Source organism: Vreelandella titanicae, assembly GCF_014697095.1.
Lineage (GTDB): Bacteria > Pseudomonadota > Gammaproteobacteria > Pseudomonadales > Halomonadaceae > Vreelandella > Vreelandella titanicae.
Window position 1 is genome coordinate 4,501,943 of sequence record NZ_CP059082.1, and the last position, 26,289, is coordinate 4,528,231.

General features: G+C 56.2%; 19 protein-coding genes. 2 read left to right on the plus strand and 17 right to left on the minus strand.

The features are described 5' to 3' along the window. Positions 1-119: 119 nt before the first annotated feature. The 5 genes from HZS52_RS20765 to HZS52_RS20785 all read right to left on the minus strand — a co-directional run bounded on the left by HZS52_RS20765 (position 120) and on the right by HZS52_RS20785 (position 6,001). Positions 120-995 carry an alpha/beta hydrolase gene (locus HZS52_RS20765; protein WP_022519704.1) on the minus strand — a complete coding sequence of 292 codons (876 nt, stop codon included), beginning with the start codon at positions 993-995 and terminating at the stop codon, positions 120-122. Positions 996-1,022: 27 nt separating this feature from the next. Then, entirely contained in the window at positions 1,023-1,523 is a 501-nt protein-coding gene (locus tag HZS52_RS20770; RefSeq protein ID WP_022519705.1) for a disulfide bond formation protein B, read from the minus strand. Continuing rightward, a complete protein-coding gene (gene gshA, locus HZS52_RS20775) occupies positions 1,520-3,160 on the minus strand; it encodes a glutamate--cysteine ligase (RefSeq protein ID WP_190373566.1) in 1,641 nt (546 codons plus the stop codon). The genes HZS52_RS20770 and gshA overlap by 4 nt, the downstream gene beginning before the upstream one ends. A gap of 148 nt (positions 3,161-3,308) precedes the next feature. Continuing rightward, the gene (locus HZS52_RS20780; RefSeq protein ID WP_190373567.1) at positions 3,309-5,678 is read right to left on the minus strand and encodes a Tex family protein; all 2,370 of its coding nucleotides are present in this window, start codon (positions 5,676-5,678) and stop codon (positions 3,309-3,311) included. Between the two features lie 80 nt (positions 5,679-5,758). Continuing rightward, positions 5,759-6,001 carry a DUF1127 domain-containing protein gene (locus HZS52_RS20785; RefSeq protein WP_022519708.1) on the minus strand — a complete coding sequence of 81 codons (243 nt, stop codon included), beginning with the start codon at positions 5,999-6,001 and terminating at the stop codon, positions 5,759-5,761. A gap of 121 nt (positions 6,002-6,122) precedes the next feature. Here HZS52_RS20785 and HZS52_RS20790 point away from each other — a divergent pair, with 121 nt between their 5' ends. Then, the gene (locus tag HZS52_RS20790) at positions 6,123-6,983 is read left to right on the plus strand and encodes a LysR substrate-binding domain-containing protein (protein ID WP_039860607.1); all 861 of its coding nucleotides are present in this window, start codon (positions 6,123-6,125) and stop codon (positions 6,981-6,983) included. Positions 6,984-7,600: 617 nt separating this feature from the next. On the opposite strand, the gene HZS52_RS20795 is transcribed toward HZS52_RS20790, so the two are convergent. The 6 genes from HZS52_RS20795 to yrfG all read right to left on the minus strand — a co-directional run bounded on the left by HZS52_RS20795 (position 7,601) and on the right by yrfG (position 13,441). Beyond that, positions 7,601-8,788 carry an alpha-hydroxy acid oxidase gene (locus tag HZS52_RS20795; protein ID WP_022519710.1) on the minus strand — a complete coding sequence of 396 codons (1,188 nt, stop codon included), beginning with the start codon at positions 8,786-8,788 and terminating at the stop codon, positions 7,601-7,603. 44 nt (positions 8,789-8,832) lie between these two features. Further along, positions 8,833-9,339 (minus strand): peptide-methionine (R)-S-oxide reductase MsrB, encoded by a 507-nt coding sequence (gene msrB / locus HZS52_RS20800; protein ID WP_190373568.1) that lies wholly within the window; start codon positions 9,337-9,339, stop codon positions 8,833-8,835. 223 nt (positions 9,340-9,562) lie between these two features. Next, complete coding sequence (locus HZS52_RS20805; RefSeq protein WP_190373569.1) at positions 9,563-11,119, minus strand: phosphoenolpyruvate carboxykinase; 1,557 nt, start codon at positions 11,117-11,119, stop codon at positions 9,563-9,565. 301 nt (positions 11,120-11,420) lie between these two features. After that, entirely contained in the window at positions 11,421-12,296 is an 876-nt protein-coding gene (gene hslO / locus HZS52_RS20810; RefSeq protein WP_022519713.1) for an Hsp33 family molecular chaperone HslO, read from the minus strand. A 66-nt stretch (positions 12,297-12,362) separates the two neighbouring features. Continuing rightward, entirely contained in the window at positions 12,363-12,752 is a 390-nt protein-coding gene (locus HZS52_RS20815) for an RNA-binding S4 domain-containing protein (RefSeq protein ID WP_071692655.1), read from the minus strand. Then, the gene (yrfG, locus tag HZS52_RS20820; protein WP_027958816.1) at positions 12,749-13,441 is read right to left on the minus strand and encodes a GMP/IMP nucleotidase; all 693 of its coding nucleotides are present in this window, start codon (positions 13,439-13,441) and stop codon (positions 12,749-12,751) included. Before yrfG ends, HZS52_RS20815 begins: the two co-directional genes overlap by 4 nt. Positions 13,442-13,518: 77 nt before the next feature. Here yrfG and nudE point away from each other — a divergent pair, with 77 nt between their 5' ends. After that, the gene (gene nudE / locus HZS52_RS20825) at positions 13,519-14,160 is read left to right on the plus strand and encodes an ADP compounds hydrolase NudE (protein ID WP_022519716.1); all 642 of its coding nucleotides are present in this window, start codon (positions 13,519-13,521) and stop codon (positions 14,158-14,160) included. A gap of 208 nt (positions 14,161-14,368) precedes the next feature. Here nudE and HZS52_RS20830 read toward each other — a convergent pair whose 3' ends face one another. The 6 genes from HZS52_RS20830 to HZS52_RS20855 form a co-directional block, all read right to left on the minus strand. Beyond that, positions 14,369-15,427 (minus strand): oxidoreductase, encoded by a 1,059-nt coding sequence (locus HZS52_RS20830; RefSeq protein WP_022519717.1) that lies wholly within the window; start codon positions 15,425-15,427, stop codon positions 14,369-14,371. A gap of 56 nt (positions 15,428-15,483) precedes the next feature. Beyond that, complete coding sequence (ilvD, locus tag HZS52_RS20835; protein ID WP_022519718.1) at positions 15,484-17,328, minus strand: dihydroxy-acid dehydratase; 1,845 nt, start codon at positions 17,326-17,328, stop codon at positions 15,484-15,486. Positions 17,329-17,536: 208 nt separating this feature from the next. Further along, positions 17,537-19,711: a methyl-accepting chemotaxis protein gene (locus HZS52_RS20840; RefSeq protein WP_190373570.1), complete on the minus strand. Its 2,175-nt coding sequence runs from the start codon at positions 19,709-19,711 to the stop codon at positions 17,537-17,539. A gap of 249 nt (positions 19,712-19,960) precedes the next feature. Next, positions 19,961-22,126, minus strand: coding sequence for a methyl-accepting chemotaxis protein (locus HZS52_RS20845; RefSeq protein WP_190373571.1), 2,166 nt, complete (start codon positions 22,124-22,126; stop codon positions 19,961-19,963). 162 nt (positions 22,127-22,288) lie between these two features. Continuing rightward, on the minus strand, positions 22,289-24,841 hold the full coding sequence (gene lon, locus HZS52_RS20850) for an endopeptidase La (RefSeq protein ID WP_027958812.1): 2,553 nt from the start codon (positions 24,839-24,841) through the stop codon (positions 22,289-22,291). A 149-nt stretch (positions 24,842-24,990) separates the two neighbouring features. Next, positions 24,991-26,247, minus strand: coding sequence for a DUF945 family protein (locus HZS52_RS20855; RefSeq protein ID WP_022519722.1), 1,257 nt, complete (start codon positions 26,245-26,247; stop codon positions 24,991-24,993). Positions 26,248-26,289: the final 42 nt, after the last annotated feature.

The following is a 26,289-nucleotide window of genomic DNA, read 5'->3' on the forward strand; positions in this document are numbered from 1 at the left end:
TCTGACCGCCATGGATGGCGGAAATGCCGGAATTGTCGGGAACACTTTCCGGCCTTGGCGAAAGACCCCCGCTTCAGGCTGATTTCGATCCTGTATTGAGAAGCTTCGTTAGTTTTTAATCATATCTTAACGCTAGCGTGAAATTCTTTAATCCACTCAACAAAACAACCATCGTTAAGATAGTGCTCAAGAATCGAGAAGTGGTCTACGTCGGAAAGTAGCTGCTGAGTCACTGTTTGGCCTTGCTGGCTCAAATGCTCAGCATAGCTGCTCATCTGGCGCTCGAACTCTTCTGACTCCAGGCCCCCTGCTACCAGCTTTATAGGCGCAGGTACTCGGCATGGCAGCCATATGGGGCTGAACTCCTGCACATCGCGCCCGCTAAGCTGAAGCTTGGGCTGCAGCCACGACCAGGGAAAAGGCCGCAGGTCGTATAAACCGCTGATACACAGCGCACCACGAATCAGCTGGTTGGGTAAGCCAAAAGCGCCCTCCCAGTCCGTCGACATTAGCATCGCGCATAAATGCCCGCCCGCCGAGTGTCCCGAAATACTCAGCTGCTCAGGATCAACGCCCAATTCAGCGGCATGGCGATAAACGTAGGCCACCGCTGCTTGGCTCTGCCGCACCAGCTCGCTAAAGCGTACCTGCGGGCAGAGAGCGTAGTTGACCACCGCGACGGTGATACCGGCTTTCACCAAGTCGTCAACGATAAAGCTAAATTCACGATGACTCAGCGAGCGCCAGTAGCCGCCGTGGAAAAACACATGCACCGGCGCTTTTGGGCTATCGGTATCAGGTGCATCGGCATGAAAGATATCCATGCGTTCCGCAAGCGTTGGGCCATAAGGCAGATCGAGCGTTGTGCGGTGGTTAACTCTTGATGCTTCACTGCGCTCACGCCAATCCTTTACCAACACCGCCGGGTCACGACCCATCATCGGGTCGTAGGCGCGGTCGATCTCTTCTTGAGTCGCAAAATGTTGATAAAGCATGTACGTCTCCTTATCCCTGACGCCCTACTAACCCCGACTTTTCATCAACAGCATACGCAGCGGTGCGATTGCCAGAATGGCAAATCCGATTAGCGTCCAGGCGGGCAGTGATAGGCCGAGCAACGAGAAATCGATATTGGCGCACTCGCCTGAGCCGGTTAACACCATGGCCACCACGTCCTGCATGGGCAGAATATCCATCATGTAATCGAGCCCAGGGCCGCAGGAAGGGACTTCATCGGCGGGCAAGCCTTGTAGCCAAACGTGGCGGCCAGCGATAAAGGCACCGGTTCCCACAGCAGCCAGCGACAGCAGCCCGTAAATCACTTTGCCTACACGCCCGGCGGGACTGTGAATAGCGGCTATCGCGAACACGATGCCCGCGACGATCACCGCTACGCGCTGAAAGATACACAGCGGGCAGGGTTCATATCCGCCGATGTGCTCAAGCCCCAGGGCTACCGCCATCATTAAAACGCAGAAGGCTAAACCAGCCAGGGCGGCCGAGCGAAAGGAGTGCAGAATCATTGTCTAACCTCAGATGGCAGCGCCGACATGGCGCGGGACTCACGAGCTTTAGTGAAATAGGCCTGCAAGAACTCTTCGAAGGTCTCTTTATCAGCGGCTTCAATATCGTGCTGCTGCTGGTGCGAGGTCTCAATCAGCTGAGCAAGCAGCGCTTCACGACTGCGCTGCATCGGCGCGGCTTTTAACTGCTCGGCCTGCTCTTTGGCCAGGCTAAGCATCAAATCGCTTAACGATCCGCCGTGCGCTTTTAACCGTTCCAGCACCTGGGCAGAAGGCGTTAGCGAAGGGTCTGCAAGACGTGGTGCAAGGCTTGCCAGCGCATCAGCATGCGGGCTCCCCTCTTCGACCGCATCTAGCAGGCGGGCAACTTCGCCCATCTCGGCGAAAATCTGCTCGCCCCACTCATGCACGGAGGTGGTTTCACCGTGGTTGATTAGCGTGAGTTCAGGGTCACGGCCGCGTTCCACCACCCAGCGGCGGTTGTCGTCCAAGCGGTCACACTCTTCGTCGGAGATCCACGGGCTGTCGCTGAGTAGGCACCACATCAAAAAGGTGTCCACAAAGCGCATCTGGTCTTCAGTAACGCCCAGGGGGTCGAAGGGGTTTAAATCCAAACAGCGTACTTCGATATACTCCACGCCGCGGGCTTCGAGGGCTTGGCTGGGCGTTTCGTTGTGTTTGGCAACCCGCTTGGGCCGAATGTCGCTGTAGTACTCGTTTTCGATCTGGAGAATATTAGCGTTCAACTGACGCCACTCACCATCCACGTTAACACCCATTTTTTCATAGTCGGGCCACGGTGAAGAGATGGCGTGCCGCAGGGTATTAACGTAGTTAGAGAGCGAGTTAAAACAGATTTTAAGCTGCGACTGTACTTTGTTTTGATACCCCAGATCGGACATTCTAAGGGTCGTCGCGTATGGGGCAAAGTAGGTGTCGTCGCTAAGCGACTGCAGTTTTTCGGGTACCTTACCTTCAGGCAAAAAACTTTTATCGATGGCCGGTGAAGCGCCAAACAGATAGAGCAACAACCAGCTATGGCGGCGGAAGTGACGGATCATGCCGAAATAGCGGGTGGAACGATAGTCGTTGAAGGGGATATTGGTGGCTTTTTCCAACTCGCGTAGGGCGTGCCACATATCATCAGGCAGCGATACGTTGTAATGAACGCCTGCAATCGCCTGCATGATGCGGCCGTAACGCATGTCCAACCCTTTGCGGTAAACATGCTTCATGGTGCCCACGTTGGAGCTGCCATAATCGGCAATCGGCACGCTGTCGTTGCCGGATAGCCTAGAGGGCATACTGCCGGGCCAGATCCATTCGTTTTGCAGGTGATGATAAGTAAAAGTATGCAGGTCAGATAGAAAGCACAGCGCTTCACCCGGCTGAGAGTAAACCGGCGTGATGTACTCTAACAGCGACTCTGAGTAGTCGGTGGTGATATGCGGGTGGGTTAATTTCGACCCCAGCGCGTGCGGGTGCGGCGTTTGCGCAATGTGGCCAGTAGCATCGACCCGCAGTCCCTCTTTTTCAAGCCCACGACGCAGGCGGCCCAACCGACCAAGGCGCGCACTGGGTATCAGGCACTCGACTTGCGCGGTCAGCGCGGATGGCACAGTGAGTGGTTCAGGCAAGGTGAACACTCCTTGTCAGTAAAGCCCGCCTTGAGCGGGCCTTGGTGTAGTCAGGTGGCATCGCCATCATCGCTGATTCAAAAACAGAAAACAGGATATGGCGGCAACGATCGTTTTTTCAAGACACCTTCGCTTCCAGGACACGCGACTATTTGCCGCCACGCGCTTTCAATAGCGCAGCTCCAAGCGCACCCATGGGCTCTGGCGCTTCCGCTTTATTAGCGTTGTTACGCTGGTTTCGAGCCGGTTTACGAGCACCACTGTATTGCTCTTTAGGCGAGCCACTGTTCTTATTGGCACCGCTGTTAGCACCGTTTTCAGCCTCAGGCTGGTCATCCAAACGCATCGATAGACCTACCCGTTTGCGGGGGATATCAATGCTCATCACTTTAACGGTGACAATATCACCTGCTTTCACCACGCTGCGGGGGTCATCGATAAAGCGATCAGATAGCGCCGAGATATGTACCAGGCCGTCCTGATGGACACCGATATCCACAAAAGCGCCGAAGTGGGTCACATTGGTGACTGTGCCTTCGAGCACCATGGAAAGCTTGAGGTCATTAAGGGTTTCGACACCTTCGCGGAATTCGGCCGCTTTAAACTCAGGGCGAGGGTCGCGACCAGGTTTATCCAGTTCTTTGAGGATATCGCTGACGGTGGGCACGCCGAAACGCTCATCGGCAAAATCGGCGGGCTTTAAGGCTTTCAACGCGGCGCTGTCGCCAATCAAGCCGCGTACTTCACGCCCGCTCTGCTTGGCGATACGTTCCACCAGTGAGTAGGCTTCCGGGTGAACGGCGCTGGCATCCAAGGGGTTATCGGCATTGTGGATACGCAGGAAACCCGCGCACTGCTCGAAGGTTTTGGCACCGAGGCGGCTCACCTCTAACAGCTCTTTACGGTTTTTGAAGGCGCCTTTGACATTACGCTGAGCAACGATATTTTCGGCCAGCGCAGCGCTCAGACCGGCTACCCGTGAAAGCAGTGCGCTGGAAGCGGTATTGAGGTCGACGCCCACGGCGTTAACACAGTCCTCAATGACGACTTCCAGGCTGCGCGACAGCTGTACTTGGGAGACATCGTGCTGGTATTGGCCTACGCCAATCGACTTGGGCTCGATTTTAACCAGTTCGGCCAGCGGATCCTGCAGGCGGCGACCAATAGAGACGGCACCGCGCACCGTCACATCAAGATCCGGCATTTCCCGCGAGGCGTATTCAGAGGCAGAGTAGACCGAGGCGCCCGCTTCAGAGACCATCACTTTGCTTAACCGGTGCGCTGGCGCCAGGGCTTTTAGTAGTTCGCCCGCGAGCTTGTCAGTTTCACGACTGGCGGTACCATTGCCCACCGCAATCAGCTCGACGCCGTACTGTTTCACCAGCTTAGCCAGCACGCTCAAGGCTTCATTCCACTGGTTTTGCGGCGCATGGGGATAGATAGTGGTGTGATCGACAAATTGCCCAGTGGCATCGATCACCGCGACCTTACAGCCGGTGCGCTGGCCGGGGTCGATGGCAAGGGTGACTTTCTGCCCCGCCGGCGCGGCTAGCAGCAGGTCTTTTAGATTAGCCGCAAACACTTCAATGGCGGTGAGCTCAGCCTGTTCGCGCAGGCGGCCCAGCAGCTCGGTCTCCAGTGCTGTATAGAGCTTCACCCGCCAGGTCCAGCGCACCACCTCGGCTAACCACTTATCCGCCGGGCGGCCCTGGTCGCTGATGCCAAACTGCTTGGCAATCGCCAACTGGGCGGGGTGAATGGGGGCCTCGTCTTCGCCGGGCAGTCGAATCGACAGGCTCAACACGCCTTCGTTACGCGCCCGGAACATTGCCAAAGCGCGGTGTGATGGCGCTTTGGCGAGTTTCTCATCGTGCTCGAAATAGTCGGAGAACTTGGCGCCCTCCTGCTGCTTACCCTCCAGCACACGGGCGCTGAGCTGGCCCTCTTGCCACAGCCGTTCGCGCAGTTGGCCGATGAGCTCGGGATCCTCGGCGAAGCGCTCCATCAAGATCTGCTTGGCGCCATCCAGAGCGGCCTTGGCATCTTCGATGGCAGGAATATCGCCTTCTGCTGGGCGCAGATAGTTTTCCGCTTCGCTTTCCGGATTAAGCGTTGGATCGGCAAGCAGCGCATCCGCCAGCGGCTCAAGCCCGGCTTCGCGAGCGATTTGCGCTTTGGTGCGGCGTTTTTTCTTAAACGGCAGGTATAAATCTTCCAAGCGTTGCTTGGTCTCGGCAGCGTCGATGCTGGCTTTCAGCGTAGCATCGAGCTTGCCCTGCTCATCAATGGCGACAAGTACCGCGGCGCGGCGCTCTTCCAACTCACGCAGATAGCGAAGCCGTTCATCCAACTGGCGCAGCTGGATATCGTCCAGCGCGCCGGTGACTTCTTTACGGTAACGGGCAATGAAGGGCACGGTGGCGCCGCCATCCAGTAGCTCCACCGTGGCGGACACTTGCTCGGGACGCACACCAAGCTCAGTGGCCAGACGGGAAATAATACGCTGATTGACATCCATAAATTGCAACTAACTCATGCAGCATTTTTTAGTGCCAACAAGGTATCACAAACGCGCCACGGCTGGCATGACTTGCGGCTTCAGCGTCGCCACCCGTGGTCATCCCAGAACGGGCGGCGTGACTCGCGCTGTACGTCATCGCGGCTGATGCCAATATCTTTCAGCATGTCATCGCTCAAATGGCGCAAGGAATCCCGCTCGCGACGCAATTGGTACCAGCGATAAATTCTTTCCCGCCAGGTGATGCTGGGTTGCTTCTCAGCAGACTGGCACTGTTGGTTCTGCAAGCGTTGGTTTTGCAAGCAGTGTAGCGAGCGCTCCATTTCAACCTCCCTTCGCCGCCAGCAGCGGCGTGGTGAATAAGTGTTGAAGGAAGTATTGAACAGCGCCTAAGATCAATCCAACGAATACTTCTTATGTTCAACATCAAAAAGATTGATAGCTATGGCCACACTACCCACCATCGATCATGAGCTGCTGCGCACCTTTGTGGCCATTGTCGACCAGGGCGGCTTCACCCGCGCCGCTCAGACGGTAAACCGCACTCAATCGGCCGTCAGCATGCAAATCAAGCGGCTGGAAGAGGATGTTATTCAGCGCCCACTGTTTGTGCGCCAGAATCGCCAGCTGCTGTTAACCAGCGAAGGGCATACGCTGCTGGGTTATGCACGCAAAATTCTTTCATTGCAGGGAGAAGCGCTGACGCTGCTGCGCCAGCCGGATATGGTGGGCCGTGTGCGCCTGGGGGTGCCGGATGACTATGTGATGCGTTTTCTGCCCGGCATTCTGAAAACCTTCTCCCAAGCCTGGCCGCTGGTGGATGTGGATGTGCACTGCGCCCCCTCTTCGGTACTCTCTCAGCAGCCGCAAGGGAGCCTAGACCTGATTATTATGACGCGGGAGATAGGCGACGAAGTTGGCACCATTTTAAGGCGTGAGGCTACCGTGTGGGTCTCGGCTGAGAGCCATTGCACACATTTACAGACGCCAGTACCCCTTGCCATGTTTGAGGCTCCCTGCTTTTGTCGACGTCATGCCTGTAATGCACTGGATCGCGCAGGCCGGGCCTATCGAGTCGCTTACAGCAGCCCGAGCCTGGCGACGTTACAGGCGGTTGTGGGGGCGGGCTTGGCAGTGTCTGCCTGGATGCGCAGTTTAGTCACCGCCGACATGCAGATATTGGGTAAAAAAGAAGGGTTTCCCGAACTGCCGGAAGCGTCCATCGTTTTGCAGCACACCTCCGCCACCCAGTCACCGATTATCGATAGCCTGGCCGAGCATATTGTTGAAGGGTTTAGGCTTTGATGAGACAGATGCACATCCCGTAGCGCGTGGTAACGAGAACGCGAGTTCAGCGAGCGTTCGTAGGCACCCGCGGGAGGCGGCGGCACGACGCCCAATGGCACTTCAGCCATACCCGGCACCGCTTCGCGCTGCTCTCGCGGGTGCGCTGACGCTTACGCCGCGCTACGAAACCCACCGATTCAACTTCGTGCACATCCGTAGCGCGTGGTAACGAAGAACGCGAGTTCAGCGAGCGTTCGTAGGCACCCGCGGGAGGCGTCGGCACGACGCCCAATGGCACTTCAGCCAAACTCCGGCACCGCTCCGCGCTGCTTCCGCGGGTGCGCTTCGCTTACCACGCGCTACGAGAACCCATCGATTTCGCTTGGTGCAGAACCCGTAGCGCGTGGTAACGAGAAAGCGAGCTCAGCGAGCGTTTCGAGGCACCCGCGGGAGGCGGCGGAACGACGCCCCATGGCACCCAACCAACACTGCCTATACGAACCAACCCCGGCACCGCTTCGCGCTGCTTCCGCGGGTGCGCCTTAGGCTTACCACGCGCTACTAAATCTCGCATGCACATGGATGTGGGGATTCCATGGCCATGTGCACGTTATGCACATGGCCGAGGCACGTAATCACACTGTTGATAGGTAGAGGCAGGAGCGGTCTAGCTGTGAGAGACTGGTCAGCCCTAGCAAAGCCATATTGCGCTCAATTTCACGCTGTAAAAGATCGGCGACATGCTCTACCCCAGCCTGCCCTGCGCAGGCGGCGGCATAGTTGAAAGGACGCCCCACAAAGACAAAATCAGCCCCCAATGCCAGCGCCTTGATCACATCGGAGCCACGCCGGAAGCCGCTGTCGATCATAATGGGGATATCACTAACGCGACGCTTGATCTCGGGCAGCACCTGGAGCGGGGAAATGGTGCAGTCCAACTGGCGTGCGCCATGGTTTGAAAGAATAATGCCATCAACCCCTGCTTGCTGAGCACGTACTGCGTCTTCCGGGTTTAATATCCCTTTGACGATCAAGGTGTCGGGCCACAGGCGCCGTACAAGATCGAGATAACCCCAATCAAAATGGCGCCGCCCCGAAAAGTCCCGCGCGGCTTGTCGGGAGATAACGGGCGCGCCCCGCTCGGCATAGTTGTTTTCGAAATGCGGCATGCCGTGCTTCCACAAGGTGCGCAGGAAGGTATTGCATAGCCAACCAGGTCGTATCAGACCGTCAAATGCTAGGCGAAGGGTTGGCTCGAGAGGGGATGAAAACCCCGAACGGCGGAAATTGTCGGGGTTGGGCGGCACCGGGTAATCAAGCGTTACCACCAGCTTCTTGAAGCCGGCTCGCTTGATCCGCTCGAGCAGGGCCTCGATACCTTCTGGGGTACCGGGCAGGTAGGCCTGGAACCAGTCGGCCCCCTCCACCTTAGCCACCTCCTCCATGGGCACCAGCGATGAACCACTCATAACCATGGGCAGGTTGCGCTTCGCTGCTGCCCGCGCCAGCACTAAGTCGCCCTGGTAAGTTGACAGCGCACTAATGCCCATGGGAGCGATACCGAAAGGAACGGTATAGCGCTTGCCATAAAGCTCGGTGTGCAGATCAATCTGCGAGACGTTGACAAACGCCTTGGGCAAAAAGTGGTAATCATCAAAAGCGGTGAGGTTGGCTCGCTGGGTTCGCCCATCCTCGGCCACATGGTCGATATAGCCAAAAATAGGCCTGGGCAACACTTTTCGGGCCAGCCGCTCAACATCATGCAGGTTATGGATGCTGGCGAGTTTCTTTCGAGTCCATCGTTGTTGGAGCCAACCTTTCACGCAACACTCCTAATGATTGTTCTATCCTCCCCCCGCTCGGCAGCCTAGCTCGATTCAGCAGGCACGAAGCGCAAGGCAACGCCATTGTTGCACCAGCGCAGGCCGGTGGGTTCGGGGCCATCTTCGAAGACGTGGCCCTGATGGCCACCGCAGCGGGCGCAGTGGTATTCGGTACGGGGCCAAACCAGCTTGAAGTCCAGCTCGGTCAGCATATGCCCTTCCACGTGTTCGAAAAAGCTTGGCCAACCGGTACCGGAATCATATTTCATTTCACTGGTGAAGAGTAACAGATCGCAGCCAGCGCAGCGGTATTCACCATCCCCCCACTCCTTGTCCAACGGGCTTGAAAAGGCGGGTTCAGTGCCTGCCTTTCGGAGTACATTAAAGGCTTCATCGGAGAGTCGTTCACGCCATTCGGCTTCACTAAGCTCCAGTGGCTCCAGGCCTGGTGCAGCCTCCAGGTCAAGCCGTGGAAAGCCAAATGACAGTCCAGGTATCACCCCGACCGCGCCGGTAAGTCCGGCCAGGCCTAAAAATTGACGTCTTTTCATGAGAATCACTCCCCAGAAATTGGCAAGGAAAATAATCGGCCAGCAAAAGAGCCAATAAAAATGGGACAGTGCCGTGGCGCTGTCCCATTCTGAGGTCGATCATTTCTGTGTAGTTTAGTCGCTAGTGGGTGCGACTTACTTACACTGGCACGCTACTTTTTCTGCTGCTTTTTCTAGCGGCCTGACACGCTGGTCAACTGACGTCCAAGTCATCAACTGATGCTCAGGTCAGTTGGGGGCCTGCCTGGATAATGGCCTCATTGACGCCTTCAAATTTCTTGAAGTTATCAACGAATTTGGTCGCCAGGTCTTTGAGGTGGCGGTCGTAGGCGTCACGGTCTTGCCAGGTTTCACGCGGGTCGAGCAGGCTGGAATCAACGCCCGGCACGGCAAGCGGCACTTGCAGATTGAGCCCATCGATGTGCTTGGTCTCGATGTCGCGCAGCACGCCAGACTGAATCGCGCTGATGATGGCACGCGTGGTCGGAATGGAGAAGCGTGCGCCACCTTCGCCGTAAGCGCCGCCAGTCCAGCCGGTATTAACCAGATATACCTGGGCGTCTTTTTTCTCGACACGCTTGATCAGTAGATCAGCGTACTCACGGGCAGGACGCGGGAAGAACGGTGCGCCAAAGCAGGTAGAGAATGTGGCGGCCAAGCCTTCAGAGGAGCCCATTTCAGTGGAACCCACTTTAGCGGTGTAGCCAGACAGAAAGTGATACGCCGCGGCTTCTTTGGAAAGAATCGACACTGGGGGCAGCACGCCGGACATATCGCAGGTCAGGAACACGATGGCATTCGGCTCGCCCGCCAGGTTTTCCGCTACGCGCTTCTCAACGTGCTCTAACGGGTACGCGGCGCGGGAGTTTTGGGTCAGGCTATCGTCGGCATAATCAGGCTCACGACGGTCGTCCAGCACCACGTTTTCCAGTACGGTGCCAAACTTGATAGCGTTCCAGATGACCGGCTCATTCTTTTCGGAAAGATCGATACATTTGGCGTAGCAGCCACCTTCCATATTGAAGACAACTCCATCTCCCCAAGCGTGCTCGTCATCACCGATCAAGAAGCGCGCCTGATCCGCCGAGAGAGTGGTTTTACCAGTGCCAGAGAGACCGAAGAAGAGACAGGTTTCACCATCTTCACCCACGTTCGCCGAGCAGTGCATGGGCAGTACGTCGGCGGCTGGCAGCAGGAAGTTCTGCACCGAGAACATGGCTTTCTTCATTTCACCGGCGTAGCGCATACCCGCGATAAGCACTTTTTTCTCGGCGAAGTTGAGGATCACGCAGCCATCAGAGTTGGTGCCATCGCGAGTAGGGTCACACTCAAAGCCTGCGGCGTTAAGAATCGTCCACTCGTCTTTAACTGCTTGGTTGTAGGCCTGAGGGCGTACAAACATGGTGCGGCCAAACAGGTTTTGCCAAGCAGTTTCGGTGGTGACGCGCACCGGCAGATAGTGAGCGGAATCACTGCCCACGTGCAGCTCAGAGACAAAATGCTCTTGGCTAATCAGGTGGTCATTGACTCGATCCCACAGGGCGTTGAATTTGCCAGCGTCGAAGGGCTGGTTAACATTGCCCCAATCGATTTGGCTGCTAGTGGAGGGCTCGTCAACGATATAGCGGTCTTTCGGTGAGCGGCCGGTACGCAGGCCGGTATTGACTACCAAGGCGCCGTTGGCTGAGAGGCGGCCTTCGCCACGTGCCACTGCGCGCTCGACTAGTTCGGCGCTGCTGAGATTAACGTGGGATTGGGGAGCGGCTTGAGTCGTGGTCATGTCGATTCCTGGGCTTCTCTCGATTTACCGGGCGTCACCGACGCCTTGATGTTCATCCCAACCACTGTGAAACCGGCTGGGTGCGCTGAAGTCCGGCGCATTATGGCAAAAAGAAAGCCCCCAGGAAACGGGGGCGAAGATCAAATATCTTGTAGTTAAACTACTACAAAGGCACTACATTTTGTGTTGCAGCGCAGTAAAAATTAAAACAGTCGTTTGCAAGAACCGCCAAAATCATTGAATACAATGGCGCTCCTAGTACGGCAGGTAGTCGCCCTGGTATACGCTTTCGACTACACACTTAGTGAATCGTGGGCGGTGGCGCGTCAGGGTCGTCCAACAAAGTTTCAATATCCGCTGCTGTGTAGTGATATTTCGTGTGGCAAAAGTGGCATTGGGTATCAATAGCCCCCTGCTCGTGCAAAATATCCCGCAGTTCCTCTTTACCCAGAGAGTGCAACGCGTAGCTCATACGCTCACGGGAGCAGGTGCAGCCAAAGCGCAGTGCTTTGGGTTCAAAAACACGCACGGTCTCTTCGTGATAGAGACGATGCAGCACCTCGCGCTGCTCAAGGCCGAGCAGTTCTTCCGTTTTGATCGTATCGGCTAGCTGTACGCTGCGATCCCAGGCATCGACATCCTGGTTTTGTGACTCTTCTGGTAGCCGCTGCAGCAGTAACCCGCCCGCACGCTTCTCATCGGCGGCCAGCCAGAGGCGGGTTGGCAACTGCTCGGATTGGCTGAAATAGGCTTCCAGGCAGCCGCCCAGGGTCTCTTGATCCAACGCCACAATACCTTGATAGCGGTGGCCCTCACGGGGATCGAGGGTAATCACGATCTGGCCTTCTCCCACTAGTTCGCGGAAGCTGGCGTGCTCGCTGGGCAGTGCGGCGTCTTCTGCTATGCGGGCAATCGCGCGCAGTTCACCACCGGGGTTGGACTCGGCCATTAACAGTGACAGAACGCCGCGTCCACGTACCTCGATACTCAACGTGCCATCCAATTTCACGGTATCGGTAAGCAACGCCACGGCGGCTAATAGCTCGCCCAACAGCTCATTCACCGCCGGAGGGTAGGCATGACGATCCAGCACTTCGTGGTAGGCGGCCGCCAGGGTGACGATCTCGCCGCGGACATTGGTGTGATCGAACATAAAACGTTGAATTTGATCGGACATAATTTGGCAACCTAGTGTTTTAGAACAGCAAATATTGAAGGGCGGCAAAGATATAACTGCGTGGGCTTACTCACCCTGATGGCGCTGGAAGCGCTGGATATCGCGGCGCTGCTTTTTGTCGGGGCGCTTGAGAGGATGCTGCATCGCTTCGTTAGTGAGGCGTCTTGCTTCGGCCTCTTTAGCACGACGCTGTACGCTCTCTTCGGTTTCTGCATAGAGCGTGCGCGCTTCTGGTGCGCCGCGGCGTTGATCCGAAAGCGATAAGACCTCTACCTCCAATATCTCCCAGCCCTGGGGCACGCGAATAAGCGCACCGATTTCCACCTGCTTGCTGGTTTTAGCGCGGCCGCCGTCGTAATTCACTTTCCCACCCTCGATGGCTTTTTTAGCCAGTGCGCGGGTCTTGAAAAAACGTGCGGCCCACAGCCATTTATCCAAGCGTACGCTCTCACTCATTTAGGCACTCCTTGGGTTGCTGACACCTGTTCAGGAAGCTGTTCGGGTAGCAGGTGGGCAAAGCGATCAAGGGCAATAAATTCTTGCAGCTCTTTTTCAGGCCGCTGGCTGTCGGGCTGTTTAATGCCCAGTAAATGCTTAATGCCAAACTCACGAGCGCTCTCGAGTACACGGGCGTTGTCGTCGATAAACAGCGTACGCGTGGGATCAAAGGCTTCGATGTCTTGTAGCGCAAACCAAAACGCCTGCTCCTCTTTGGCGGCTCCTACGTCCTCGGAAGAGACGATCGCGTCCAGGTAACTTTCCAAACCGGTGAGCGGCAGCTTCAGGGCAAGACTCGCACGATCCGCGTTAGTGGCGAGCACGACCCTCGGGTGGGCCTGTTTGAGCCATTTGAGGAAATCCAGAGCATCGCTACGCAGGCCTATCAAGTGCTGGACTTCGCGCTTCAGAGCGACGATATCCACGCCCAGCTCGCGGCTCCAGTACGCCAGGCTGTACCAGTTTAAGGTGCCCTGCTCGCCGATAATACGCGCGCGCAGCGCCTCCTGGGAGGCTTCATCCAGTTGGTGCAGTTCGCGGTAGCGCCGCGGCAGGTGCTCGAGCCAAAAGTGGCTGTCGAAGTGTAAATCCAGCAGCGTGCCGTCCATATCCAAGAGGACGGTGTCTATCTCGCGCCAATCAATCATTGCCGCTCCAGTCACGTTAGGAGTAAGCGTGCTATTGTAGCTTAACCGCCTTTTACCAGCCATGGAGGCCCACTTTTATGTCTACGCCCCCCCCAACTCGCGACACCTTCAATCACCCTGAAGGTGCCAGTGCTAAGCGTTCGGGCTACCAGCAAAAGCCGCAAATTTTGGCTCGCAAGAGCGTGGCCCAGAGCCGTTTATTCCAGATTGAGTCGCTTGATTTGCGTTTTTCTAACGGAGAAGAGCGCCAATTTGAGCGCTTGACCGGCGCTGACCGCGGCGCAGTGATGATGGTGGCGATGCCCGACCCAGACCACGTGCTGCTGATACGTGAATACGCCGCTGGATTTGAAGATTATGTGCTCACCCTGCCAAAGGGATTAGTTGACCCTGGCGAAGATATCATTACCGCGGCTAACCGCGAGTTGATGGAGGAGTGTGGCGTTGGCGCTCACCGCATTGAACCGCTGGTCGAGCTTTCGCTGGCACCCAACTATATGCGCCACCGTATGCAGGTACTCCTCGCCACCGACCTGTACCCCAAGCGCCTGCCAGGGGATGAGCCAGAGCCATTGATTGTGGAAACCCACGCCATCGAGGAGCTACCCGCCCTACTACTGCGCGAGGATTTTCACGAAGCCCGCGCTATCGCCGCGCTCTATATCGCCCGGGATAGGTTGCGGGAAGAGAAACGCAATAGTGCGACGGATTTGCTTTGAAGTATCTAAGTAGGCAGTAGCTTCGCTCGAGGTGGGTCGATGTCATCGTGAGCGAAGCTACCTCATTTTTGTCATTGCGAGCGAAGCGAAGCAATCTCGGGGTTATACTGCCGCCGCTGGTTGAGATTGCCGCGTCGCTACGCTCCTCGCAATGACATAATAAGAAGGCTCCTCACACGCAAAAGCGACTAATCCCCCGCCCCTCTCTCTAAAGATGAGTTTTCAATGCGATCCAGCGGCGCTGGCGGTGGCTATCCAGCCCGGCTTCCAGCAAGGACATTGAGCGCAGGGCATCATCGGCGCTGACCGGTAGTGGCTCCTTATCGCGGATAGCGGCGGCTATACCTTGGTAATAGGCCAGGTAGTCGCCCGGCAGGGTAGGAAGCTCACGACGCGTTAGCGGTGCGTTATCCCCCTCCCCTTCGCGCAGTGTCAGGGTGCCATGTTGAGTATCTTCGCCCCACAGGGATGTCGGCACTTCGCCTGCTTTTAAGCGATCCTCCTGAGGGTCTAAGCCGTATTTTATGAAGCTGCCTTGGGTGCCATTAATCCGGAAGCGCGGTGTCGGTTCGGCCACCAGCGTGCCCGCCGCTAAGGTAACGCGAAAGCTTTCGTAGTCGAGCAGCGCGAGGAAGTCATCGTCAGCCTGGGCGCCATCTCGCAGCACGCCGAGTTCCAGCAGAATAGCCTGGGGCATGCCAAACAGCTCGCAGGCTTGATCTAATAAATGCGGCCCCAGATCAAACCAGATGCCGCCACCGGGGGTGGCCTTCTCGCGCCAGCGATCGCGAACCTCCGGACGGAAACGATCGAAATGGGATTCGAAATTGACCAGACGTCCTAGCGTCCCCGCCTCAAGCAGGGCCTTAACGGTCAAGAAATCGCTGTCCCAACGACGGTTGTGAAACACCGACAATAGACGCTCTTTATCATCCGCCAATTTTTTGAGCAGCTTGGCTTCTGACAGGGTCACCGTGAACGGCTTATCGACCACTACGTGCTTGCCCGCCGAGAGAGCGGCTTTGGCGAGGGAAAAGTGGGTATCGTTAGGAGTGGGAATAACGACCAGGTCAATATCACTGCGCTGGCAAAGTGCTAATGCCTGAGCCTCTACCTCAACATCCGGCAGTGACGCCTGCACCTTGGCGGCATCGCTTGAAGAGACCGCGACCAAATCCAGGCCTTCCGTGGCCTGGATCAGCGGTGCGTGGAAGGTTTGGCTAGCGAAACCGTAGCCGACTAATCCAACGTTTATAATCGCCTTCATTTGATTCCTTACTCGGGCTTATTGCATGTTTCAGCTGCATGTTTCAGCTGCGTATATCAGTCGAGTTTGCTTAGATCCCGAACAGCCCCTTTGTCAGCGGAGGTCGCCAACAGCGCATAGGCTTTAAGTGCCGGAGTGATCTTGCGGGGACGCTGCTCGGCAGGCTTCCAGGCAGCGGCACCCTTGGCGTCCATTGCCTCGCGGCGGGCCGCCAGCTCGGCATCGGTCAGTTTGACGTTAATCGCCCGATTGGGGATATCGATGCGGATCAGGTCGCCCTGCTCGATCAATCCAATCGCGCCGCCCGCCGCTGCTTCAGGGGAAACATGGCCAATAGAGAGTCCTGAAGTACCGCCAGAGAAGCGCCCGTCAGTCAGCAGCGCGCAAGCTTTACCCAATCCTTTGGATTTGAGGTAGGAGGTCGGGTAGAGCATTTCCTGCATGCCGGGGCCGCCTTTCGGGCCTTCGTAGCGAATCACGACGACATCACCCTCTTTGACCTTATCCGCCAACACATCGGCGACTGCCTGATCCTGAGACTCCACCACATGGGCGGGGCCTTCAAAGACCAGGATCGAGTCATCGACCCCGGCGGTTTTGACCACGCAGCCATCCAGCGCGATATTGCCGTAAAGCACGGCCAGGCCACCCTGCTGGGAGAAGGCGTGCTCAAGGTCACGAATACAGCCGGTAGCGCGGTCACCATCCAGGCTCGGCCAGCGAGCGCTTTGGGAGAACGCCGTTTGGGTCGGGATGCCCCCTGGCCCGGCTTTAAAGAATTCGACCACTTCAGCGCTTGGCGAGCGCATAATATCCCACTCATCCAGTGCAGCTTTCAGGCTGTCGCCATACACGGTGGGCACCGAGGTATCCAGCACTCGGGCACGATCCAGCTCACCGAGAATGGCCATAATGCCACCTGCACGATGGACGTCTTCGATATGGTACTTTTGGGTATTGGGCGCCACTTTGCAGAGTTGGGGCACTTCACGGGAGAGACGGTCGATATCCGCCATGGTGAAGTCCACCTCGGCTTCCTGGGCCGCCGCCAGGAAGTGAAGAATAGTGTTGGTAGAGCCGCCCATGGCGATATCCAGGGTCATGGCGTTTTTGAACGCCGCCTTGGAGGCAATGGCACGCGGCAGCAGGTGGGCTTCTTCGCCTTCGTAATAGCGCTTGGCCAGCTCGACAATGCGATGGCCAGCGGTTTCAAACAGGCGACGACGATCCGAGTGAGTCGCCAAGACGGTACCGTTGCCGGGCAAGGCCAGACCCAGCGCTTCGGTTAAGCAGTTCATGGAGTTGGCGGTAAACATGCCCGAACAACTGCCGCAGGTGGGGCAGGCGCTGCGCTCTACTTCCGCCAGGGTGTCATCATCCACGCTGTCGTCGGCGGCCATCACCATGGCATCGACGAGATCCAGCCCGTGGTTGAGAAGCTTGGTTTTACCCGCTTCCATGGGGCCGCCGGAAACAAAGATAACCGGAATATTGAGGCGTAGAGCGGCCATCAGCATCCCTGGGGTGATTTTGTCGCAGTTGGAAATACATACCAGCGCATCGGCGCAGTGGGCGTTGCACATATACTCAACGCTATCAGCGATCAGGTCGCGGCTGGGCAGCGAGTAGAGCATGCCGTCGTGGCCCATGGCGATACCATCGTCCACCGCAATGGTATTGAACTCTTTGGCGACGCCCCCGGCTTTCTCAATCTCCCGCGCCACCAGTTGGCCCATATCCTTTAAATGCACATGGCCCGGCACAAACTGGGTAAAGGAGTTGGCTACCGCGATAATCGGCTTTTGAAAGTCGCCGTCCTGCATACCCGTGGCACGCCACAGGGCGCGGGCACCGGCCATATTGCGGCCAGCGGTGGTGGTACGTGAGCGATACTCTGGCATGGTGTCCTCTACTCTCTAATAAATAGCTAGGCTCTATTTTTTATTAGCCCACAGCAAGCAAGACTGCGGACTAGACTAATTCTGAAAAATATCAGTGGCTTTTGATTGTGGCATGAGCAATGCGCAGAGACTAGATGTGGAGGCTGGATGTAGAGGCTAAATCACGAGACCCGATAGGAAGTAAAGCGCCCTCCATGGCGCCGATTCATCAGAAGGTCGCCCACGCCTCTTCGGCTGGCTGGGCTTGGACAGTACGCTGAGTCGGGGAGTTTTGGGGCGAGGCTAATGTGGGAGATGACGCTAATGGGGGCGTGGAGCCAAGCCCTGCTTGTTTAAGCAAGCGCTCGCGAGCAGTCTCACTGCTCTCTTCGGCAGCGCCCTCTAAGCGAAAGGCGGCGATAACGTTGGCCAGGCTCAGCGCTTCGCGGGTGAGGTCTTGAGCAGCGCTGGAAATCGACTGTACCTTGGAGGCATTCTGCTGGGTGACATGATCCATCTCCGCGACGGCGGTATTGATTTGCGCGATACCGTTGCTCTGCTCATCGGAGGCGGTGCTGATCTCTTCCATGATATCGCTGACTCTCATTACCTGAGTCACTACCTGATCGATAGCGGCTTCGGCCTCCTTCACCGCCTGGGCACCGCCGCTAATCTCCTGGGAGGAAGAGTCGATTAAACGACGAATATCGCCAGCCGCATCAGCGCTACGCCCGGCCAAGCTACGCACCTCATTTGCCACAACTGCAAAACCACGCCCCTGCTCGCCAGCGCGAGCAGCTTCTACTGAGGCATTCAGCGCCAGAATATTGGTTTGAAAAGCGATGCCGTCGATGACGCTAATAATGTCGGTCATCTTATCGGCGCTGGCAGCGATACACTCCATGCGTTCGACTAGCGCCTGCATGCGCTCGCCGGTTTCGCGGCTGGTGGTGGCATTTTGCATGGCCAGTTGATTGGCCTGGCGGGCGTTTTCGCTGTTTTGCTGCACGGTCGCCGTCATCTGATCCATGCTAGAGGCAGTTTGCTGAAGCGAGGAGGCCTGCTGCTCAGTGCGCGATGCCAGGTCTTCATTCTGCTGTTTGATATGTTCGGACGCAGGTGTCACCACATCGACTTTGTTGCCCACCTCGGTAATCAGCCCCGATAAGCTAGCGCGCATGGTTTCCAGCGAACTCAGCAACTCGCCTAACTCGTCATTACGCTTTAAAGTCACTCGGTTGGCGAGGTTACCCGCGGCAATTTGGAACGTTACCCGGCGGGCCTCGTTGAGTGATTTAATCAGCGATTTGAGTACCGCCATGCTCAGCCCCACCATTAACACAATACCCAGCAGCAGCACGCCCAACTGACCGTACAATAATACCTGTTGCTGCTGTTCGGCATTGTCCATCAGCGTATGCGCAGCCATGCGTTCCTGTTCAACCAATACATTGATAGTGGCACTAATACTTTCAGAGGTGGGCTGCACGTTGTCATTAAAGGCTTCAAAAGCAGCAAAGCCGTTACCATCGCGGATAGCCGTCAGGGTGGTATCGGCACTTTCAATAAAAGTGGTGAGATGTGCCGCTAGGCCCTCTTGCACACCGCCGGTTTCGCGCTCTGCAGTATAGCCTTGCCACGACTGCTCAATGTCGGCACTCATGGTGGTTAACTGGCTTTCAAGAGCATCAAGATCCGCCCGCCTCGGGTTGCGCACCGCCGGTTCTAACGCCTGAATGGCTTGGCTAACCCGCTGGCCTATCTGCTGAAGGTCGGTAATGCCTTCAAGGCCCGTTTGATTGAGAGTGCGTAAGCGTTCAGCGGAACTGGTTAAGCCATACACCCCCGCCGCCCCTGCGATGACTAGTAAAACCACCGAAGCCAGCACCATGCCCATTAGTTTGGCCTGCATACTGCTGAAACTAAAACGCTTTACCCATCCACGCAGACCGGTGTGGCGTATTGCACCATAATGCAGCTTGAAACCACGTGTTTTGCCCTGTTGCATTGCAGCGTATACCCGCTCTGCCCGGGCAATGGCTCTATCCGCCGCTTTACGCCGGATAGAGGTATAGCCCACCACGCGGTTACCATCGAGCAGCGGCGCGATGGTGGTATGCATCCAATACGCTTCTCCCGTTTGGCGGCGATTCTTGATCAGCCCCTGCCAGGTTTTACCGGCTTCAATGGTTTCCCACAGGTTCTGAAAAACCGCCTTGGGCATGCTGTGGTGGCGGAACAGACTATGGGGTTCCCCCATGATCTCGTCCAGCGTGTAACCACTCACCTCCACGAAGGTTTGGTTGGCGTAGGTGATTCTGCCCTGCAGATCCGAGCGTGAGATCAACACTTCGTCATCGGCTAATTCATAAATAGTGGATGCTGCTTGTGCGGCATTATGCATTGAGACCCCCTACTTTTTTATTGAAGGCTTGTGCCATCTTTAGGATTAGCGGTTCCCTAGGAGCCTGTCCGACTTAACACTGATCTACTGCGAATCTATGCTTCTCGCGACGATCGGCCAAGCCAGACAGGCTCCTAACGCTAAGCCTTTTCAATTAGAGGTAATGCATGAAATATGCCACCGCGAAGGGTGGCATGTCATAAAACCGAATAAAGGGAAATCAAGCACCTAACAGTGTCGTCTACCGGGCTAAAACGCTTCCCACTGGTCAGCGCGAGGCTGTGTTGCGGGTGTCTTAGCACGCCGCTCTGAAGGGGCTGTCAATTGCTGAGTTGCTTTACTGAGTGCCTGGTTGGCGCGCTGTAACTTCGCCCGCGCCTCTTTGATGTTCTCGTCTTGAGCGCCTTCCAAACGGAATGCATCGACCACGTTAGCGAGTTCAAAGGCTTCGAGGGAGAGATTGTCCGCTGATGCCGCAATCGACTGAACTTTTGAAGCGTTCTGCTGGGTCACAAGATCCATTTCGGCAATCGCCGAGTTAATTTGACCGATCCCACTGCTCTGCTCGCTGGACGCAATGCTGATCGACTCCATCAGCTCACTGACTCGACTCACCTGCTGAGAGACTTCCTCAATCGCCCGCTCCGCCTGCTCTACCGCACTACGACCACCGCTGACTTCCTGAGTAGTGCTATCAATCATCTTGCGAATTTCCTGGGCGGCATCTGCGCTGCGACCAGCTAGATTGCGCACTTCGCTGGCGACTACCGCAAAGCCGCGTCCATGTTCACCAGCACGCGCAGCCTCAACCGAGGCGTTGAGTGCCAAAATATTAGTTTGAAAGGCAATGCCGTCGATCACGCTGATCATCTCGGTCATCTTTTCAGCACTCTGGGCGATACGCTGCATGCGCTCCACCAGCTTTTGCATTTGCTGACCGGTTTCCTTGGTGCTGGCAGCGTTCTGCACTGCCAGATCAGTCGCCTGGCGGGCATTATCGGTGTTCTGCTGAACCGTCGAGGTCATCTCCTCCATACTCGAAGCGGTCTGCTGAAGCGACGACGCCTGCTGCTCAGTGCGCGAAGAGAGTTCCTCATTTTCAGCGGCTATCTGCTGAATCGCCGGAGTAACCACTGAGACACGATTCTCTACATCGCCCACGATGCTGGAGAGGCTAAAACGCATGGTGTCCAGGGAGTAGAGCAGCTCGCCCAACTCGTCGTTAGTTTGACGACGTTCACGGGCGGCCAAGTTACCCGCGGCAATTTGGAAAGTGATATACCGCGCGCCCGACAAGCTGCGAAACACGGATTTCAGAATCATTACACTCAAGCCGATCATGACTAAAAAGCCTACCGCCAGTAGCACCAGCTGCGCTATCAGCATTTGCTGACGCCCGCTTTGTGCCTCGGTCACCAGCAATTCGGCATCGGCACGCACCTGCTCAACCAAGGTGCTGTTCATCTCGCGCAGCGACTCTGTGGTCGGCACCACCACGTCATTCAAGGCCTCAAAGGCCGCGAACCCATTACCCTCTTCAATCGCCACAAGGGCGGTTTGCACCGCATCAATCCAGGTATTCAGAGCACTATCAAAAGCCTGGGCGGTCTCATCAGTGACCGTCGCATCCGCATAGTAGCCCGCCCACAGCGTCTGCATGGCATCGGTATACTGGCCAATGTCTGCGTTGACGGCCTCCAGGTCAGCCCGACGAGGGCTTCGTACCGCAGGTTCCAGCGTGCCAACCGTTTGACCAATATAGCGTTCGATATTCTGCAGCGAGGCGACATCGCTCAACCCTGAGCGATTAATGGTTTCCAGCCGCTCGCCGGAGAGTAACAGCGCAGAGACTCCCAACCCACCCGAAAGACAGAGTAGCAGCAGCGACGCCACCACCATACTGGTGAGCTTGGCTTTCAGGCTAGTGAACTGAAAGCGCGACAGCATTCCGGTCAAGCCTTTACGCCGCAGCGTGCCATGGGCTAGTGCGTAGTGGCGGGATTTACCTTTTTCGCGAATCTCGGCATAGATTTTTTCTGCCTGGTTAATGGCTTTTTCTGACGCTTTGCGGCGCACGGAAGTGTAGCCGACGATGCGCTCACCGTCCCGCAGCGGCGCCACGGTGGCATTCACCCAGTAGTGATCGCCATTTTTACGCCGATTTTTAACCACACCTTGCCAGGTTGTCCCCGCTTGGATGGTTTTCCAGAAATCCTTGTAAGCAGCTTCAGGCATATCAGGGTGACGAAGGAGGTTATGGGGAGAGCCAATGAGTTCTTCACGGCTATAGCCACTGACCTCAACAAAAGTAGGGTTGGCGTAGGTCACATTGCCCTTTAAATCCGAGCGGGAAATAAGCACCGCTTCCTCACTCAGAACATACTCACGCTGCGTCACGGGCTGGTTATTGCGCATTAGTTCTCCAAGAATTAGATATTCTTAATTTTTATAAAAGCAGAGGTCATTATCGCTATAGATCATCTCGGCAAACCAGTGAACAAATGTAAAAAAAGCGCCTTACTCTCGTAAGACGCTTTAAAAGGTTAAATAGCCATTGCTGCAAATAAAATCAACGCTCTATTTTCGGCCAAACACGACATCTGCCACATCACGGTAGCGCTTGGCAAAGTGCACCGTCATGCCCTCTTTCAGGTAGTCCGGCAACTCTTCGTAATCGCGCTTGTTGGCGTCGGGCAAAATCAATTCAAAAATATCGCTGCGTCGCGCGGCAATGACTTTCTCACGAATACCGCCAACGGGGAGCACTTGGCCGGTTAACGTTAGTTCGCCGGTCATCGCCAAAGGCCTATCGATCGCATGGTGCTTGGCCAGCGAGAGCAGCGCCGTGGTCATGGTGACACCCGCCGAAGGGCCATCTTTCGGCGTGGCGCCCTCGGGTACGTGCAAGTGTACAAACGCCGAGTCAAAGAAGTCGGTATCGGCACCATACTCCTGCAGGTGGCCCAGGGTATAGCTGTAAGCGATATTGGCGGACTCCTGCATCACTTCGCCTAACTTACCGGTCAGTTTAAAACCACGATCCAGTGAGTGTACTTTGCCTGCTTCGATGGGCAATGTTGCCCCCCCCATGGAAGTCCACGCCAGGCCGGTCACTACCCCTTCGCCGGTAAGCACTTTCTCCTTACGGAAAATCGGCGCACCTAAGAACTCCTCCAGGTTTTTAACTGATATCTTGACCGTTTCAGACTCCTCTTCGAGCAGTTTAACGGCCGATTTACGCACAATGCGGTGCAGTTGCTTCTCCAGCTGGCGCACTCCGGCTTCCCGGGCGTAGCCTTCAATGACCTGCTTTAAAGCCGCATCGGAGAGGCTGATCCTCTTTTTCGTCAGGTTGTCGCGCTTGAGCAGCTTCGGCCACAGGTGGTGCTTGGCAATCGCCAGCTTCTCTTCAGCGATATAACCGGAGAGGCGGATCTGCTCCATACGGTCAAGCAGCGGCCCTGGAATCGAATCAAGCGTGTTGGCAGTGCAGATAAACAGCACCTTGGAGAGGTCCATGCGCACATCAAGATAGTGATCAAGGAAATCGACGTTCTGTTCGGGATCAAGTACTTCCAGCAGCGCCGATGCTGGATCGCCCTGAAAGGACTGCCCGAGCTTATCGATTTCATCCAGCATGATAACGGGGTTTTCGACCTCGACCTCTTTAAAGGCTTGCACCAGTTTGCCGGGCATAGCGCCCACATAGGTACGCCGATGGCCTTTAATTTCCGCTTCATCGCGCATACCACCGACTGAGAAACGGTAAAACTGGCGCCCTAAGGCTTCGGCGATCGAACGTCCGATGGAGGTTTTGCCTACCCCAGGAGGGCCTACCAACAATACAATCGAGCCGCCTACGTCGCCTTTGAAAGTACCCTCGGCCAGAAATTCGATAATACGCTCTTTAACGTCTTTCAAACCGTCGTGGTCGCGATCCAGCACCTGGCGGGCATGGGGTAGATCCAACTGATCCTGGCTGGTCACTCCCCAGGGCAGCGAGGTTAACCAATCCAGGTAGTTACGCGTGGTGCCATACTCCGGCGAACCGGTTTCCAACACGCTGAGCTTATTAAGCTCATCGTCAATACGCGATTGAACACGCTCGGGCACTACCAGTGACTCCAAACGCGCTCTAAAGGTATCTACATCGTTTTCTCGATCACCTTTGGAAATACCTAATTCACGCTGGATGACCTTGAGCTGCTCGCGCAGGAAGAACTCGCGCTGGCGATCCTGCATTTGCGCGTTTACCTGCTCGCTGATCTCTCCCTGTAGCAACGCAACATCGATCTCTTTCCGCAGCAGCGGCAGCACTTTCTGCATCCGCTCTTCTACCGAAAGTGTTGCCAGCACATCCTGAAGTTCGGGGCCCTTGGCGGAGGTAATAGCGGCGGCAAAATCAGTCAACGGCCCCGGCTGATGAGGACTAAAGCGGTTGAGGTAGTGCTTGAGTTCTTCACCGTACAGCGGGTTAATCGGCAGCAGCTCTTTAATGCCGTTGATGATTGCCATGGCGTAGGCGCGGGTCTCTTCGTTCTCCGCATCAACCGGCTCTTTAGGGTAGGTCACCTCGACGAGGTAAGGCGGCTCTTTGGAGAGCCAGCGGGTAATTTTAAAGCGCTGAAGCCCTTGAGCGATAAACTGAATCTGATCGTCTTCACCCTTAAGTTTGTGCACTTTGACCGCAGTACCGATCTCCGGGAAACCTTCGTGATCCAGGGAGGTGACACCCTGCTCGCCCACAAAGGCAACACCCAGTGTGTGGTGCGGCGTGTTACCCACACGGCGCATGGTCTCTTCCCAGCGCTCACGATTAATCACCAGCGGCTGTACCTGGGCGGGGAAGAACGGCCGGTTATGAATAGGCAGGAGGTAAATGCGTTCGGGCAGCATTTCACTAGCGGGCACCAGAGAGTTTACCCGCTCGCCGTCTGAGCGGTACTCACTTCCTCCCTGCTTACTATCGGGCTCTTGAGAGCTTTTTTCAGTCTGTTCGTTAGAGTGGTTTGCACCACTGTCTTCACTACTCTCTTCACTACCGGGGGTGTCATCAGTAGTGGATGACTGCTCATCATCAAGTTGCCAATCAAGATGTTCAGCGTCGTGTTCGTAATCCTGGTCGCTCATGCGTCCTCCAATGAACCGATACCGGCGGTGAGAACCGCCTAGTGTTGTCCATGGAATGCGGGCAGTGGGCCAAAACTTCAACCCTTCGCGAGTAGAACAGTCAGTTTAGCGGCGCTCCCTGCGACCTTAGGTAAACTTTTCTTTTAAAATTATTGAGGCCAAAGCTCGGGCATCGGGCGCCCATTGATACGCCAAACGCCACGCACCACATCAAACTGCAGCTCCCGAGTACCCAGGGGCAGACCTAACCATAATGCGGCGACGGTAGGCGCATCGTGCCAGGTAAAGTCGCCATCAATGCGCTCCAGCCATTTCGCCTGCTCTTTCTTTTTGTCGAGGTTAACCACACTCAGCTCATCCAATTGGCGGGCATCAAAAAACAGCGCGCCATCCGCATCCAGGCGAATACCCAACAGCGGGCTATCGATAGCAACGGTCGTGACATCTAAACGCGGCGAGTCGCTAAGCACTTTGCGCAGATCCGGCTCTAAACGGGCCAGCAACCCTTCGGCCATAGGTAGACTAGCGTCTCCCCAGGCGGCTTCCTGACGCAAACGACGAATCACTTGGCGAACCGCATCGGCATTCAAACGCGAAAGTTCCATCTCTATGCGGCCATTGAGCAACGGCATGTCCGGCGCTTGAGAAGGCACCATCACATCGCCCACTTCAAGCTCGCCTTTGATACGGAGTTCGCTCTCATCCAGCACCATATGGCTGTTTAGATCGAGAGGTGAAAACTGGATATCGTAGGAGGGGTAGCTGAGCGTCAGCGTTTCAATATGCAGGTGATCGCGTTGAGCAAAGTGGTAAGCATCATCAATATAAGTATAGCGGCTTTCGAGCACCGTGGGGCCTATCGCAAGCTGGGCCATACCGTCGGTCAGGGTAAGTTGATCAAATAACGCGCGTAGTCGCCAATCGCCAAACACGCCTTCCAAGCGCAGCCGACCACCGCGGACGGCTAAATCGCGGCCATTTTGTTGAATCACAAAGGGGGCAAGGGCAAGGCGCAATTCGCTATGACCGCTAAGGGTGTGATAGCGCCCCTGCCAACGCGGCACAGAGGGGGCGGTGACCTCACCCACGGCTTGCTGCAGAACGGTATCGAGACGTGGTAGTACGGTGCCTTCGACATCCGTGCTTAAAATACCGTGCCGCGCGCTATACGTGAGCTCAAGGCGCCAGGGTCGACCCAAAAGCGGTGACAGTATCACCCTGCCTTGGGAGCTTAACCACCCTTGATGACTCTCAGTACGATTGACGCGCCACTCGCCCCGCGCCTCCAGATCTTCGAGCGCTTGGCGTAGACTGCGCTCAAACAGCACACTGGAGAGTAGCTGCGCTGCCATCCACACTACGGCTATAATCGCCAGCGTGGGGACAATCAGACGTTCCTTGCGCATGCTACCTCCTTGAAGCCAACGCCTTGCAGCCAATGCACTCGA

Excerpts from the sequence above, each read along its gene's own strand:
- HZS52_RS20765 (WP_022519704.1), bottom strand. The coding sequence starts at position 995 with ATGCTTTATCAACATTTTGCGACTCAAGAAGAGATCGACCGCGCCTAC.
- HZS52_RS20770 (WP_022519705.1), bottom strand. The coding sequence starts at position 1,523 with ATGATTCTGCACTCCTTTCGCTCGGCCGCCCTGGCTGGTTTAGCCTTC.
- HZS52_RS20780 (WP_190373567.1), bottom strand. The coding sequence starts at position 5,678 with ATGGATGTCAATCAGCGTATTATTTCCCGTCTGGCCACTGAGCTTGGT.
- HZS52_RS20785 (WP_022519708.1), bottom strand. The coding sequence starts at position 6,001 with ATGGAGCGCTCGCTACACTGCTTGCAAAACCAACGCTTGCAGAACCAA.
- HZS52_RS20790 (WP_039860607.1), top strand. The coding sequence starts at position 6,123 with ATGGCCACACTACCCACCATCGATCATGAGCTGCTGCGCACCTTTGTG.
- msrB (WP_190373568.1), bottom strand. The coding sequence starts at position 9,339 with ATGAAAAGACGTCAATTTTTAGGCCTGGCCGGACTTACCGGCGCGGTC.
- HZS52_RS20805 (WP_190373569.1), bottom strand. The coding sequence starts at position 11,119 with ATGACCACGACTCAAGCCGCTCCCCAATCCCACGTTAATCTCAGCAGC.
- hslO (WP_022519713.1), bottom strand. The coding sequence starts at position 12,296 with ATGTCCGATCAAATTCAACGTTTTATGTTCGATCACACCAATGTCCGC.
- HZS52_RS20815 (WP_071692655.1), bottom strand. The coding sequence starts at position 12,752 with ATGAGTGAGAGCGTACGCTTGGATAAATGGCTGTGGGCCGCACGTTTT.
- yrfG (WP_027958816.1), bottom strand. The coding sequence starts at position 13,441 with ATGATTGATTGGCGCGAGATAGACACCGTCCTCTTGGATATGGACGGC.
- nudE (WP_022519716.1), top strand. The coding sequence starts at position 13,519 with ATGTCTACGCCCCCCCCAACTCGCGACACCTTCAATCACCCTGAAGGT.
- HZS52_RS20830 (WP_022519717.1), bottom strand. The coding sequence starts at position 15,427 with ATGAAGGCGATTATAAACGTTGGATTAGTCGGCTACGGTTTCGCTAGC.
- ilvD (WP_022519718.1), bottom strand. The coding sequence starts at position 17,328 with ATGCCAGAGTATCGCTCACGTACCACCACCGCTGGCCGCAATATGGCC.
- HZS52_RS20840 (WP_190373570.1), bottom strand. The coding sequence starts at position 19,711 with ATGCATAATGCCGCACAAGCAGCATCCACTATTTATGAATTAGCCGAT.
- HZS52_RS20845 (WP_190373571.1), bottom strand. The coding sequence starts at position 22,126 with ATGCGCAATAACCAGCCCGTGACGCAGCGTGAGTATGTTCTGAGTGAG.
- lon (WP_027958812.1), bottom strand. The coding sequence starts at position 24,841 with ATGAGCGACCAGGATTACGAACACGACGCTGAACATCTTGATTGGCAA.
- HZS52_RS20855 (WP_022519722.1), bottom strand. The coding sequence starts at position 26,247 with ATGCGCAAGGAACGTCTGATTGTCCCCACGCTGGCGATTATAGCCGTA.